This window comes from Streptomyces sp. NPDC001220, from assembly GCF_053597895.1.
The window spans coordinates 473,307-487,106 of the sequence record NZ_JBSFJE010000002.1; the positions used below are offsets into that span (position 1 = coordinate 473,307).

Below are 13,800 nucleotides of genomic sequence, written 5' to 3' on the forward strand. Positions count from 1 at the left end.
CCTTTTCTACTGGCCGGTAATTGCGGGGACCTTACAGGCCCATGTCCTTCGCGATGATCGTCTTCATGATCTCGCTGGTGCCACCGTAGATGCGGTTGACACGGTTGTCCGCGTACAGGCGGGCGATCGGGTACTCGTTCATGAAGCCGTAGCCGCCGTGCAGCTGGAGGCAGCGGTCGATCACGCGGTGGGCGACCTCGGTGGTGAACAGCTTGGCGCTGGCGGCCTCGGCCGGGGTCAGCTCACCGGCGTCGAGGGCCTCCGTGGCGCGGTCGACGACGGCCTCGGCCGCGTCCACCTCGGCCTGGCAGGCGGCGAGCTCGAACTTGGTGTTCTGGAAGGCGGCGACGGGCTGGCCGAAGACCACCCGCTCCTGCACGTACTGCTTGGCGAACCGGACGGCGGCCTTGGCCTGCGCGTAGGCGCCGAAGGCGATGCCCCAGCGCTCGGAGGCGAGGTTGTGGCCCAGGTAGTAGAAGCCCTTGTTCTCCTCGCCGAGGAGGTCCTCGACGGGGACCTTGACGTCGACGAACGCCAGCTCGGCGGTGTCGGAGGTCTTCAGGCCCAGCTTGTCGAGCTTGCGGCCGACCGAGTAGCCCTCGGCCTTGGTGTCGACCACGAAGAGGGAGATGCCGTGGCGGCGGTCCTCCTTGGTGGGCGCGGAGGTGCGGGCGCAGACGATCATGCGGTCGGCGTGCACACCGCCGGTGATGAAGGTCTTGGCGCCGTTGAGGACGTAGTGGGTGCCGTCCTCGGAGAGCTTGGCGGTGGTCTTCATGCCCGCGAGGTCGGAGCCGGTGCCCGGCTCGGTCATCGCGATGGCCCACATCTCCTCGCCGGAGACGAACTTCGGCAGGTACTTCTTCTTCTGCTCGTCGGTGGCGAGCAGCTTTATGTACGGCAGGCCGAGCAGCACGTGCACACCGGAACCGCCGAAGGAGACACCGGCGCGGGCGGTCTCCTCGTACAGGACGGCCTCGAACTTGTAGGAGTCGATGCCGGCGCCGCCGTACTCCTCGTCGACGCGGATACCGAAGACGCCCAGCTCGGCGAGCTTGTAGTAGAAGTCGCGGGGCGCCTGGCCGGCCGCGAACCACTCGTCGTACGCGGGTACGACCTCGGCCTCGATGAAGGCGCGGAGGGTCTCCCGGAACGCCTCGTGATCCTCGTTGAACAACGTACGGCGCACGGCCGCCACCTCCAGGCACGGTTCATATGTCTAAGCGCTTGCTCAGACTTCACCGTACCGGTGGGTAGGCGGATGGGTCCAGGGCCGGAGCCGGGGGGACCGGGGTAACGCTCATCACGCCGCCGCGGCCTCGAAGGCGCCCCTCGCCATCCGGTGCAGGAGAACCGCCGTCGTCCCGCGCCCCGGCAGGGAACCCGGCCGGCCCAGGTGCGGGGTCGAGTTCAGCAGGCCGAAGACCGAGTGGACCGCCGAGCGGGCCGCGGGTTCCGGCAGGGCCGGGTAGACCTCGCGGAGGACCTCCACCCACAGTTCGACGTACTGGCGCTGGAGCTGGCGCACCAGCTTGCGGTCGCTGTCGCGCAGCCGGTCCAGCTCCCTGTCGTGCAGGGTGATCAGCGGGCGGTCGTCGAGGGCGAAGTCGATGTGGCCCTCGATGAGGGAGTCCAGGACCGCCGACGGCGCGCCCTCCCCGTCGGCCTCCGCCAGCCGCCGCTTCGCGCCCGTCAGCAGCTGTCCGCTGATCCCCACCAGCAGCTCCGCGAGCATCGCGTCCTTGCCCGGGAAGTGCCGGTAGAGACCGGGCCCGCTGATGCCGACCGCGGCGCCTATCTCGTCCACGCCGACACCGTGGAAGCCGCGCTCGGCGAAGAGCCGGGCGGCCTCCTTGAGGATCTGCTCGCGACGGGTCGGGGCATCGGTTCTCGTGACCATGAGGGCAATTCTAGACAGGGAGGTTAGCGGTCGTTAACCTGGAGGAAATGCGTTAACGCTCATTAACAAAGTGAGGGGATCGCGGGCATGGACCAGGCACCGGAGCTGACGAGCGCGGCGGACCCCGCGTCGGAGGCCTGGCGGGCCAACGAGGCGGCGCACCGCGCCCTCGTCGAGGAGCTGCACGCCAAGCTCGCCGCGGCCGCGCTGGGCGGCGGCGAGAAGGCGCGGGCCCGGCACACCGCGCGCGGCAAACTGCTGCCCAGGGACCGGGTGGACACGCTCCTTGACCCCGGCTCGCCGTTCCTGGAGCTGGCCCCGCTGGCCGCCGAGGGGATGTACGAGGGGGCGGCCCCGGCGGCCGGTGTGATCGCCGGGATCGGGCGGGTCAGCGGGCGCGAGTGCGTGATCGTCGCCAACGACGCCACGGTCAAGGGCGGCACGTACTACCCGATGACCGTGAAGAAGCACCTGCGGGCCCAGGAGGTGGCCCTCGACAACCGGCTCCCCTGTCTCTACCTGGTGGACTCCGGCGGCGCCTTCCTGCCCATGCAGGACGAGGTCTTCCCGGACCGCGACCACTTCGGGCGGATCTTCTACAACCAGGCCCGGATGTCGGGGGCGGGGATCCCGCAGATCGCCGCCGTCCTCGGTTCGTGCACCGCCGGCGGCGCGTACGTACCGGCGATGAGCGACGAGGCGGTGATCGTCCGCAACCAGGGCACGATCTTCCTCGGCGGCCCGCCGCTGGTGAAGGCCGCCACCGGTGAGGTCGTCACGGCGGAGGAGCTGGGCGGCGGCGAGGTGCACTCCCGGGTCTCCGGGGTCACCGACCATCTCGCCGAGGACGACGCGCACGCGCTGCGGATCGTCCGGAACATCGTCGCCACCCTCCCCGCCCGGCGCGACCTGCCCTGGGAGGCCGCCCCGGTCGTCGAGCCGAAGGTCGATCCCCACGGCCTCTACGGCGCCGTCCCGGTCGACTCCCGCACCCCCTACGACGTCCGCGAGATCATCGCCCGGATCGTCGACGGTTCCCGGTTCGCCGAGTTCAAGAGCGAGTTCGGGCAGACCCTGGTCACCGGCTTCGCCCGGATCCACGGCCACCCGGTCGGGATCATCGGCAACAACGGCATCCTCTTCTCCGAGTCCGCCCAGAAGGGCGCCCACTTCATCGAGCTGTGCGACCAGCGCGGGATCCCGCTGGTGTTCCTGCAGAACATCTCCGGCTTCATGGTGGGCAAGGACTACGAGGCCGGCGGCATCGCCAAGCACGGCGCGAAGATGGTGACGGCCGTGGCCTGCACCCGCGTCCCGAAGCTGACCGTCGTCGTCGGCGGCTCGTACGGCGCCGGGAACTACTCCATGTGCGGCCGGGCCTATTCCCCCCGCTTCCTGTGGATGTGGCCGAACGCCAAGATCTCGGTGATGGGCGGCGAACAGGCCGCGTCGGTCCTCGCGACGGTGAAGCGGGACCAGCTGGAGGCACGCGGCGAGGACTGGCCGGCCGAGGACGAAGAGGCCTTCCGGGCGCCCGTCCGCGCGCAGTACGAGCGCCAGGGGAACGCCTACTACGCGACCGCCCGGCTCTGGGACGACGGGGTCATCGACCCCCTCGAAACCCGGCAGGTGCTCGGTCTGGCCCTGACGGCCTGTGGCAACGCGCCGCTGGGTGACCCCCAGTTCGGCGTCTTCCGGATGTGAGGAGGGGACTCGTGTTCGACACCGTACTCGTGGCCAACCGGGGCGAGATCGCCGTCCGGGTCATCCGTACGCTGCGGTCGCTGGGCGTGCGCTCGGTGGCGGTGTACTCCGACGCCGACGCGGACGCGCGGCACGTCCGGGAGGCCGACACGGCGGTACGGCTCGGTCCGGCACCGGCCGGCGAGAGCTATCTGTCCGTGGAGCGGCTGCTGAAGGCGGCCGCCGTGAGCGGTGCCCAGGCGGTCCACCCCGGGTACGGCTTCCTCGCCGAGAACGCCGCCTTCGCGCGCGCCTGCGAGGAGGCGGGGCTGGTGTTCATCGGCCCGCCGGCCGACGCGATCGCGCTGATGGGCGACAAGATCCGCGCGAAGGAGACGGTGAGCGCGGCCGGGGTGCCGGTGGTGCCCGGCGGCCGTGATCCCGAACTCGCCGAGGCCGCCCGCGCGCTGGGCGCACCGGTGCTGCTCAAGCCCTCCGCGGGCGGCGGCGGCAAGGGCATGCGGCTGGTGCGGGACCTGACGCTGCTCGACGAGGAGATCGCCGCCGCCCGCCGCGAGGCCCGCGCCTCCTTCGGCGACGACACGCTCCTGGTCGAGCGGTGGGTCGACCGCCCCCGGCACATCGAGATCCAGGTACTGGCCGACGGCCACGGGAACGTGGTGCACCTGGCCGAGCGCGAGTGCTCGCTCCAGCGCCGGCACCAGAAGGTGATCGAGGAGGCGCCGTCGGTCCTGCTGGACGAACAGACGCGGGCCGCGATGGGCGAGGCGGCGGTGCAGGCGGCACGCTCCTGCGGGTACCGGGGCGCGGGGACGGTGGAGTTCATCGTGCCGGGCGGCGACCCTTCGTCGTACTACTTCATGGAGATGAACACCCGCCTCCAGGTGGAGCACCCGGTGACCGAACTCGTCACCGGACTCGACCTGGTGGAATGGCAGCTGCGGGTGGCGGCCGGGGAGCGGCTCGGGTTCGCGCAGCAGGACGTCCGGCTGACCGGGCACGCGGTGGAGGCCCGGATCTGCGCCGAGGACCCGGCGCGCGGCTTCCTGCCCACCGGCGGCACGGTGCTGCTGCTGCACGAGCCGTCGGGGGACGGTGTCCGCACCGATTCCGGGCTCAGCGAGGGCACCGAGGTCGGCAGCCTCTACGACCCGATGCTGTCCAAGGTGATCGCGTACGGACCGGACCGGGAGACCGCGCTCCGGAAGCTGCGCGGGGCCCTCGCGGAGACGGTCACGCTGGGCGTGGGGACCAACGCCGGGTTCCTGCGCCGGCTCCTCGCCCATCCGGCCGTGGTGGCGGGCGAGTTGGACACGGGCCTGGTCGAGCGGGTGGTGGACGAGCTGGTCTCCACCGACGTACCGGACGAGGTGTACGAGGCGGCGGCGGCCGTACGGCTGGAGGCGCTGAAGCCCGCCGCCGGTGCGGGGTGGACGGATCCGTTCTCGGTGCCGAGCGGCTGGCGGCTCGGCGGTACCGCCAGGCCGGTCGGCTTCCACCTGCGGGTGCAGGACCCGGTGGAGTACGTCCCGCAGGGCACGCACGCCGTCGCCCCCGACCGCGTGTCGGTCACCCTGGACGGCGTCCGCCACACCTTCCTGCACACCGCCGACTGGATCGGCCGGGACGGCGACGCCTGGCAGGTCCGCGACCACGACCCGGTCGCCGCGTCCCTGAGCCGGACCGCGCACGCCGGAGCCGACTCCCTCACCGCACCCATGCCGGGCACGGTGACGGTCGTGAAGGTCGCGGTCGGGGACGACGTCACCGCAGGGCAGAGCCTGCTGGTGGTGGAGGCGATGAAGATGGAGCACGTCATCTCCGCCCCGCACGCCGGCACGGTCGCCGAGCTCGACGTGAAACCGGGCGCCACGGTCGCCATGGACCAGGTGCTGGCCGTGATCGCCCCGCACGAGGAGGAGACCGCATGACCACCCCGGAGAGCGCCCTCCCCATGGTCGTACCGGCGACCGACCTGCCCGCCCGCGTCCGGATCCACGAGGTCGGCGCACGCGACGGGCTGCAGAACGAGAAGTCGACGGTCCCCACGGAGGTCAAGGCCGAGTTCATCCGCCGCCTGGCCGACGCGGGCCTGACGACGATCGAGGCGACCAGCTTCGTGCACCCCAAGTGGGTGCCCCAACTGGCCGACGCTGAGGACCTGTTCCCCCTCGTCACCGATCTCGGGGCCGACCTCCCGGTCCTGGTGCCCAACCAGCGCGGCCTGGACCGGGCGCTGGCCCTCGGCGCCCGCCGGGTCGCCGTCTTCGCCAGCGCCACCGAGTCCTTCGCCAAGGCCAACCTCAACCGCACGGTGGACGAGTCACTGGCCGTCTTCGACCCGGTCGTCCGGCAGGCGAAGGACGCCGGCGCCCATGTCCGCGGTTACGTCTCGATGTGCTTCGGCGACCCCTGGGAGGGCGCTGTCCCGCTCCACCAGGTGGTCCGGGTCTGCCAGGCGCTGCGGGACATGGGCTGCGACGAGCTGAGCCTCGGCGACACGATCGGCGTGGCCACCCCCGGCCACGTCCTCGAACTGCTCTCCCTGCTGAACGAGGAAGGCGTGCCGACGAACGTCATCGGCGTGCACTTCCACGACACCTACGGCCAGGCGCTCGCGAACACGTACGCGGCCCTGGAACACGGCGTGACGACGGTCGACGCGTCCGCCGGCGGGCTCGGCGGCTGCCCGTACGCCAAGTCCGCCACCGGCAACCTCGCCACCGAGGACCTGGTCTGGATGCTCCAGGGCCTCGGCATCGAGACCGGAGTCGACCTCGGCAGACTCACCGCCACCAGCGTGTGGATGGCCGAACAACTGGGCCGACCCAGCCCGTCCCGTACCGTCCGCGCCCTCTCCCACCAGGAGTGACGACCATGGACCACCGCCTCTCCCCCGAACTGGACGAACTCCGCCGCACGGTGGAGGAGTTCGCCCACGACGTCGTGGCGCCGAAGATCGGCGACTTCTACGAACGGCACGAGTTCCCGTACGAGATCGTCCGCGAGATGGGCCGCATGGGCCTGTTCGGACTGCCGTTCCCCGAGGAGTACGGCGGAATGGGCGGCGACTACCTCGCGCTCGGCATCGCCCTGGAGGAACTGGCCCGCGTCGACTCGTCGGTGGCGATCACCCTCGAAGCCGGGGTCTCCCTGGGCGCCATGCCCATCCACCTCTTCGGCACGGAGGAGCAGAAGCGCGAGTGGCTGCCCCGCCTCTGCTCCGGCGAGATCCTCGGCGCGTTCGGCCTCACCGAACCCGACGGCGGCAGCGACGCGGGCGCGACCCGTACGACGGCCCGGCTGGACGAGGCCACCGGCGAATGGGTGATCAACGGCACCAAGTGCTTCATCACCAACTCGGGCACGGACATCACGGGCCTGGTCACCGTCACCGCGGTCACCGGCCGCAAGCCCGACGGCAAGCCGCTGATCTCCTCGATCATCGTCCCGTCGGGCACCCCCGGCTTCACGGTCGCCGCGCCCTACTCCAAGGTCGGCTGGAACGCCTCCGACACCCGTGAGCTGTCCTTCGCCGACGTCCGGGTCCCCGCCGCCAACCTCCTCGGGGAGGCGGGCCGCGGCTACGCCCAGTTCCTCCGCATCCTGGACGAGGGCCGCATCGCCATCGCGGCACTGGGCACCGGCCTGGCCCAGGGGTGCGTGGACGAGTCGGTGCGGTACGCGAAGGAACGGCACGCCTTCGGCCGCCCGATCGGCGCCAACCAGGCCATCCAGTTCAAGATCGCCGACATGGAGATGAAGGCCCACACGGCCCGCCTGGCCTGGCGCGACGCGGCCTCGCGGCTGGTCGCCGGGGAACCCTTCAAGAAGGAGGCGGCCCTCGCCAAGCTCTACTCCTCCACCGTCGCCGTGGACAACGCCCGCGACGCCACCCAGGTGCACGGCGGCTACGGCTTCATGAACGAGTACCCGGTGGCCCGCATGTGGCGCGACTCCAAGATCCTGGAGATCGGCGAGGGCACGAGCGAGGTCCAGCGGATGCTGATCGCACGAGAGCTGGGGCTGGTCGGCTGACCCCAGCCGCGGCCTCCGAGCCGCGGCCTCCCGTACGGCACGAAGGCGCCCGTCCCGACGACCGGGGCGGGCGCCTCGGCGTGCGGGGCGCGGAGGCCCGGGCGGTGCGTCCGGGACAGCTGATTCCGCCGGCGCCCTATGACGTCCCTCACAGATCGTCGGCATTTCGCCGTCGCGCTTAGTAGACGCAGCACGGTGGACATTTGGCCGTTTGTCCGTCTTGAGAGGAATGCCGATCCCGGCGTGCGCCGCGGAATTTCGGCCGCCCGCTGGCATGCCCGACTTCCTGTGGCGCAAGGCTTCTGACGCCTCGCCAGCTTTCCCGACCGCCGCCGCCCGCGGACCGGAGCCCCGCGCACCGCCCCGGCGCGGTCCCGGGACCTACGAAGCGGCTTAGTGGCGGGACCCCTTTGCGACCCTTTGCGCTCTCTGTGGGGCCCTTCTAAGAATGTCGACCCACAAGGACGTCGCCGCAGCTCGGAACCGGTGTTTTCGCAGAGTCGACAACGCACCGGGCGCTCGGCGTCACCGAGTGAGTTTGGAGCCCCCCCACATGAAGTCGTCCCGAACGTCCGCGAGACTCCTCACCCTCGCTCTCGGCCTGGGCCTGGCCTCCGGCGTGCTGAGCGCGGCGGTGCCGGCGAGTGCCGAACCGGCCGCCGCCCCCGCCGGCGACCCGGCCGCCGATCCGGCCGCCGCCGGCACCTCCACGGCCCGGTACGACGGGTCGGCCCAGGAGTCCGCGGGCAACAAGGCGTTCTTCGCGGCCGTGCTCAAGTCGGTCGCCGCGAAGGGCGCCGCCCAGTCCGGCGCGCAGGCGGTGACCGTCACCTACGACGACTCCCACGCGCCGAGCTTCCGTTCGCAGATAGCGAGCGCGGCCTCGATCTGGAACAGCGCCGAGACCAACGTCAAGCTCCAGAAGGCGTCGAGCGGCGCAGACTTCTCCTACTACGAGGGCAACGACCAGCGCGGCTCCCACGCCTCCACCAACGGCCACGGAAGCGGCTACATCTTCATCGACTACACGCAGGCCCGGCAGAACGACTCGATCCGCGTCGTCACCCACGAGACCGGGCACGTGCTGGGCCTGCCGGACGACTACAGCGGCCCGTGCAGCGAGCTGATGTCGGGCGGCGGCCCCGGCCCGTCCTGCAAGAACCGCCAGCCGGACGCCGCCGAACGCTCGCGCGTCGACCAGCTGTGGGCCAACGGCGCGGCACAGGCCCCGGGCACCGCGGAACAGCCCGCCACCCAGCCGGGCACCACCCAGCCGGGAGCCACACAGCCGGGAGCCACCCAGCCGGTGCAGCCCGGGATGCCGGCACAGCCCGGGATGCCGGCACAGCCCGGGATGCCCGCGCAGCCCGGGATGCCCGCGCAGCCCGGGATGCCCGCGCAGCCTGGAGTGCCCGCGCAGCCCGGGATGCCGGCACAGCCCGGAATGCCCGGAATGCCCGCTATACCCGCGATACCGGGCCAGATTCCGTGGCGTTCGCTTCCCGGCGCGCCCTGGAGCTGATCACGTTCCCACGGGGGAAGCGGCTCGCCGTCGAGGACGGCCGGACCCAGCCGCCCGGACGGCTACGACCTCCAGGCACCCAGCTGGGCCCCAGACGCCCTCGTCAGCCGGCGGGACGGCGCACCGGACCCCGGCTCCGCCCCCACCGGCCTACTCGGCCGCGCCACACTCGCCACGACCTCCGCCGACCGCCGGCCGCCTGCCTCCTGCCTCCTGCCGGAAGCCGGAAGCCGGAAGCCGGAAGCCGTAGAACAACACGCGGCCCCGCCCTCCTCCGGGAGAGCGGGGCCGTTCCGTCACGTCCGGGCTCGGTCACGCCTCGATGGCCGTCGGCACGCGGGCGTTGTCCGACAGATCGTCCGGAAGGACAACGACTTCTGGGAGGCTGGTCCAATCAACAGAAGCGGGCTCGACGGGTGCCATGACGCGCGGTCGACCAGCCGGACGCATCGTTCTCGGCATGGCCGAGGCGCGCCCAGCCGGGGGCCGGGCTGCCCACGAGGCGGGGAGGGAAAGACATTTGAGCGGGGAAGACAGCTCAGCGACACCGCGCAACGCCGTCGTCGTGGGAGCCGGGCTGGCGGGTTCGCTGGCCGCCTCGGTACTCGCCGGCGCCGATTACGACGTCACCGTCGTCGAACGCGATCGTCTTCCGGCCGGACCCGACGCCCGGCCCGGCATACCTCAGGCCCACCACACCCATCTGCTGTTCGAGCAAGGCGAAACCGGGGTCGAGGAGCTGCTGCCCGGCATCCGGTCCGAGCTTCGCGAGGCCGGCGCCGTGTCGCTCGGGCTCCCCGGCGACCTGGAGTGGGTGGGCCCCGCGGGAGTGATTCCACGCTTCCCCTCACGGCGCACCGTCCTCAGCTGCACGCGGCCTGTGCTCGACTGGACGGTGCGACGCAGGGTGTCGCGAGATCCGCGGATCTCGTTCCGCGAGGGCGCCCGTGCCATCGGACTGGAGACGTCGGCGGGCGCGGTCACCGGACTGCGACTGCGCTGCGGTGACACCAGTGAAGTGATCCCCGCCGCCCTGGTCGTGGATGCCTCGGGACGCTCGTCCGCGGCGCCCGCATGGCTGGTCGACGCCGGGTTCCCGGCGCCCGCCGAGGAAACGGTGGACGCTGCCATCGCCTACACCACGGGCCTCTTCCGGCGGACCGCCCCGGTGCCCGGGCTTGCCAGGGGCGTGTACCTCCAGGTGTCAGGCACGAGTCTGCCTCGCTTCGGCATCGCGCTGCCGGTGGAGGGCGACCGGTGGATCGTCGCGGTCGGCGGCCTGCGCGGACACGAACCCCCCACGGATCAGGAGGGCTTCGCCGCGTTCGCCGCCACCCTTGCGTCACCTGCACTTGCCGGGTTCCTCGCGAGTGCTGTCGCCGACTCGCCGCTGCGCGGCTTCCGCCCGCCGGGGAGCAGACGCCGGCGTTTCGACCAGACCGCCCGCAGGCCCGAGGGGTTCGTCGTGGTCGGCGACGCCATGTGCACCTTCAACCCCGTCTACGGGCAGGGGATGACGGTCGCGGTGCGCCAGGCGCTGGCGCTACGTGGCGTTCTCACGGACCATGGCACGGGCCCCGGCTTCACCAGGCGTGTGCAGCGTGCTGTCGCGGCGGAGGCCACCGGTCCGTGGAAGATCGCAGAGGCCGAGGACCTCCGGCATCCCGGGACCAGGGGCGGGCACCGGACACCGCTGCACCGGCTGCAACACGCCTACCTTGACCGCGTCCAACGGGCGGCGACGGCCGACGTGACGGCCAATTACGCCCTCCTGGACGTCCTGGCGCTCTGTGCCCCGCCGACGCGGCTCTTCGCTCCGTCGGTCCTCTTCTCGGCCTTGCGACACGGCGGACGCTGAGCACTCCCACCGGACCGCGGCAGACGCCGAGCGGAGGACCAGTGGCCTCCGCCTCGGCGAAGGCGGTGGTGAGGGCGAGGGCGAGGCCCGATCCGGCAACGCACCGTCTCCTACTCACCGTCCACCTGCCTCGGCTTGCGAACAGGCGTGTACCCGGCCTCCACCGCACGGCGGTACCACTCCCGCGCCTCCTCCTCCTCACCACGCCGGCTCAGGCCGATCGCCAGATTGATCATGGCCGGCGGAGACCCGTGGTCCGCCGCGCGCCGGTAGACGGCGAGGGCGCCGTCCTGGTCGCCCGCTTTCTCCAGGGCGAGTCCGAGATTGCACAACTGGATCCCGGCCCGGTAAGGACTCAACCTGGACAGGTGCTGCCGTTCGGCGGTCTCCAGCCCCTCGCGGCGATAGGCCTTGAGCAGAAGGCTGGTGGCGCTTCTGGTACCCAGCGGGGTGGAGAACCAGGCGAGCGGGAAGCCGACGCAGATCGCCAGGGCCGCGATCGTCCACGCCGCCCAGGCCGGTGTGCCGATCGCCGAACGGCTCCAGCCCGTGGCGGCTCCGAGGACGAGCGCCACCGGAACCCCCGCCGAGACGACGAAGAGGGACACGAGCGAGCGCCTGCTCCAGCCGTAGGTCACCGCACAAGGTCAGCACGTCGGCCACCGGGCATCAAGGGTCAAGGACAGTTGCTCGTCCGCGAGTTGGAATGTGCGAACCCGGCTCGCGCGGGAGGTCCGAGGGGTGGCCCAGGACAAGATCTGAGGTTAGGCTAACCTAAGAAACGACTTGTCCGGCGGTGTTTCCGCACGTCCGAAAGCAGCCACACCTATGTCCAACGTCAGAGCAGCCCACCTCACTCGCCGCGGCATCCTCGCCGCCGGTGGCGCCCTCGGCCTCGGTGCCGTGCTCGCCGCCTGCGGGGACGACGACGCGAAAAGCGGTGGTTCCTCCGACAAGGAGACGACGGCCGCCAGGTCCGGCCCCTGGACCTTCAAGGACGACCGCGGGACCACGGTGAAGCTGGACAAGGTCCCGGCCGACATCGTCGCCTTCGTCGGCGTCGCCGCCGCGCTGTACGACTACGGCATCGACGTCAAGGGCGTGTTCGGCCCGACGCAGACCAAGGACGGCAAGGCCGACGTCCAGGCCGGCGACATGGACATCAGCAAGGTGACCGTCCTCGGCAACACCTGGGGCCAGTTCAACGTCGAGAAGTACGCGGCCCTCGCCCCCCAGGCCCTCATCACCACGATGTTCGACGGCGCCGGCACCCTCTGGTACGTCCCGGACGAGTCCAAGGACAAGATCGCCAAGCTCGCCCCGAGCGTCGGCATCTCGGCCTACGACCGCCAGCTGACCGTCCCGCTCCAGCGCGTCTGGGCCCTCGCCGAGTCGCTCGGCGCGGACATGACGGCGAGCAAGGTCACGGACGCCAAGAAGCGCTTCGAGGAGGCCTCCTCCCGGCTGCGCGCCGCCGCCAAGGCGCACCCCGACATCAAGGTGCTGGCCGGCTCGGCCGCCCAGGACCTGTTCTACGTCTCCGGCACCAACCTCTCGGTGGACCTGGAGTACTTCAAGGCCCTCGGGGTGAACTTCGTCGAACCGTCGGCGTCCGTACTGAAGAAGAGCGGCGGCTGGTACGAGGACTTGAGCTGGGAGAACGTCGACAAGTACCAGGCCGACGTGATCATGATGGACGACCGCTCGGCGACCATCCAGCCCGCCGACATCACCCAGGCCACCTGGAAGAAGCTCCCCGCGGTCAAGGCCGGCCAGGTCATCGCCCGCTCCCCCGAGCCGATCTTCTCCTACGACAAGTGCGTCGCGATGGTGGAGAACCTCGCCAAGGCGCTGGAGACGGCGAAGAAGGTCAGCTGACCCCGCCCGAGCAGCACACCCGCACAACTTCCTGAGTCTCAGGAGCTCATATGACGACGGCCGTAGCCGCCCCGTTCCGTTTCTTCTCCCTCCAGGTCGTACGGACGAGGCGGCTCGGTCCGTCTCTGGTCCGGGTCACCTTCACCGGCGCCGATCTGGCGCACTTCCACTCCGACGGACGCGACCAGTCCCTCTCCCTGTTCATCCCGGCCGAGGGCCGCACCGAACCCGCCGTGCCCATCGAGCTCGGCGAGGGCTGGTGGCAGGGCTGGCGTGAACTCCCCGACGACGTACGGGCCGTGATGCGCTCGTACACGCTCCGGGAGCTGCGCCGCAGCCCGGACGAGATCGACATCGACTTCGTGCTGCACGGGGTCGGACCGGGGCCCGCCACCCCGGCCGGACCCGCCTCCCGGTGGGCCTCCCGGGCCGCCGCCGGCGACCGGGTGATCCTGCTCGGCCCCGCGGTCGCCGACAACCGGGCGATCCGCTTCCGGCCGCCCGAGGACACCGATCTGGTGCTGATCTGGGGCGACGAGACCGCCGTACCCGCGGCGACCGCCATCCTCGAGTCCCTCCCCGCCGGCACCCGGGTCCGGGCCTGGCTGGAGGTGCCGGACGCCGGGGACGTCCAGGACGTGGCGACCCGCGCCGACGCCGAGATCGACTGGGTGGTGGGAGGCACGGCCACCGAGGCCGTCCGCGGCGCCCGGTTCCCGTCGGCGGAGCGGCCGTACGCGTGGCTCGCCGGTGAGTCCGGGCGGGTCAGGGAACTGCGCCGGCACTTCGTCGGGGAGCGGGGCGTGGACCGGCGCCGGGTCACCTTCGTCGGCTACTGGCGGCAGGGCCTGACGGAGGAACAGCTCCGGGAAGCGGGCGAGTAGTCACGAAGCCGAAGTG

Annotated in this window: 11 protein-coding genes; 8 read left to right on the plus strand and 3 right to left on the minus strand. The window is 71.4% G+C overall.

Annotation, left to right across the window (positions count from 1 at the left end; all coding sequences use genetic code 11):
* Positions 1–31: 31 nt before the first annotated feature.
* Positions 32–1,189: an acyl-CoA dehydrogenase family protein gene (locus ACWDGI_RS06695; protein ID WP_450756026.1), complete on the minus strand. Its 1,158-nt coding sequence runs from the start codon at positions 1,187–1,189 to the stop codon at positions 32–34.
* 114 nt (positions 1,190–1,303) lie between these two features.
* The gene (locus ACWDGI_RS06700) at positions 1,304–1,900 is read right to left on the minus strand and encodes an SACE_7040 family transcriptional regulator (protein WP_450756028.1); all 597 of its coding nucleotides are present in this window, start codon (positions 1,898–1,900) and stop codon (positions 1,304–1,306) included.
* Positions 1,901–1,987: 87 nt separating this feature from the next.
* On the opposite strand from ACWDGI_RS06700, the gene ACWDGI_RS06705 reads away from it, so the two are divergent.
* The 6 genes from ACWDGI_RS06705 (at position 1,988) to ACWDGI_RS06730 (ending at position 11,022) form a co-directional block, all read left to right on the plus strand.
* Complete coding sequence (locus ACWDGI_RS06705; RefSeq protein ID WP_450756030.1) at positions 1,988–3,604, plus strand: carboxyl transferase domain-containing protein; 1,617 nt, start codon at positions 1,988–1,990, stop codon at positions 3,602–3,604.
* An 11-nt stretch (positions 3,605–3,615) separates the two neighbouring features.
* Positions 3,616–5,535 (plus strand): acetyl/propionyl/methylcrotonyl-CoA carboxylase subunit alpha, encoded by a 1,920-nt coding sequence (locus ACWDGI_RS06710; protein WP_450756032.1) that lies wholly within the window; start codon positions 3,616–3,618, stop codon positions 5,533–5,535.
* On the plus strand, positions 5,532–6,476 hold the full coding sequence (locus tag ACWDGI_RS06715; RefSeq protein WP_450756034.1) for a hydroxymethylglutaryl-CoA lyase: 945 nt from the start codon (positions 5,532–5,534) through the stop codon (positions 6,474–6,476). Before ACWDGI_RS06710 ends, ACWDGI_RS06715 begins: the two co-directional genes overlap by 4 nt.
* A 5-nt stretch (positions 6,477–6,481) precedes the next feature.
* Positions 6,482–7,642: an acyl-CoA dehydrogenase family protein gene (locus ACWDGI_RS06720; protein WP_450756036.1), complete on the plus strand. Its 1,161-nt coding sequence runs from the start codon at positions 6,482–6,484 to the stop codon at positions 7,640–7,642.
* A gap of 553 nt (positions 7,643–8,195) precedes the next feature.
* The gene (snpA, locus tag ACWDGI_RS06725) at positions 8,196–9,164 is read left to right on the plus strand and encodes a snapalysin (protein WP_450756038.1); all 969 of its coding nucleotides are present in this window, start codon (positions 8,196–8,198) and stop codon (positions 9,162–9,164) included.
* A gap of 520 nt (positions 9,165–9,684) precedes the next feature.
* Positions 9,685–11,022 (plus strand): NAD(P)/FAD-dependent oxidoreductase, encoded by a 1,338-nt coding sequence (locus tag ACWDGI_RS06730; protein WP_450756040.1) that lies wholly within the window; start codon positions 9,685–9,687, stop codon positions 11,020–11,022.
* A 110-nt stretch (positions 11,023–11,132) separates the two neighbouring features.
* Here ACWDGI_RS06730 and ACWDGI_RS06735 read toward each other — a convergent pair whose 3' ends face one another.
* Positions 11,133–11,660 (minus strand): tetratricopeptide repeat protein, encoded by a 528-nt coding sequence (locus ACWDGI_RS06735; protein WP_450756042.1) that lies wholly within the window; start codon positions 11,658–11,660, stop codon positions 11,133–11,135.
* Positions 11,661–11,850: 190 nt separating this feature from the next.
* On the opposite strand from ACWDGI_RS06735, the gene ACWDGI_RS06740 reads away from it, so the two are divergent.
* Entirely contained in the window at positions 11,851–12,900 is a 1,050-nt protein-coding gene (locus tag ACWDGI_RS06740; protein WP_450756044.1) for an ABC transporter substrate-binding protein, read from the plus strand.
* A 50-nt stretch (positions 12,901–12,950) separates the two neighbouring features.
* Positions 12,951–13,784 (plus strand): siderophore-interacting protein, encoded by an 834-nt coding sequence (locus tag ACWDGI_RS06745; protein WP_450756046.1) that lies wholly within the window; start codon positions 12,951–12,953, stop codon positions 13,782–13,784.
* Positions 13,785–13,800 lie beyond the last annotated feature (16 nt).

Coding starts and splice junctions, on each gene's coding strand:
- ACWDGI_RS06715 (WP_450756034.1), top strand. CDS start 5,532: ATGACCACCCCGGAGAGCGCCCTCCCCATGGTCGTACCGGCGACCGAC.
- ACWDGI_RS06745 (WP_450756046.1), top strand. CDS start 12,951: ATGACGACGGCCGTAGCCGCCCCGTTCCGTTTCTTCTCCCTCCAGGTC.
- ACWDGI_RS06720 (WP_450756036.1), top strand. CDS start 6,482: ATGGACCACCGCCTCTCCCCCGAACTGGACGAACTCCGCCGCACGGTG.
- ACWDGI_RS06740 (WP_450756044.1), top strand. CDS start 11,851: ATGTCCAACGTCAGAGCAGCCCACCTCACTCGCCGCGGCATCCTCGCC.
- snpA (WP_450756038.1), top strand. CDS start 8,196: ATGAAGTCGTCCCGAACGTCCGCGAGACTCCTCACCCTCGCTCTCGGC.
- ACWDGI_RS06700 (WP_450756028.1), bottom strand. CDS start 1,900: ATGGTCACGAGAACCGATGCCCCGACCCGTCGCGAGCAGATCCTCAAG.
- ACWDGI_RS06705 (WP_450756030.1), top strand. CDS start 1,988: ATGGACCAGGCACCGGAGCTGACGAGCGCGGCGGACCCCGCGTCGGAG.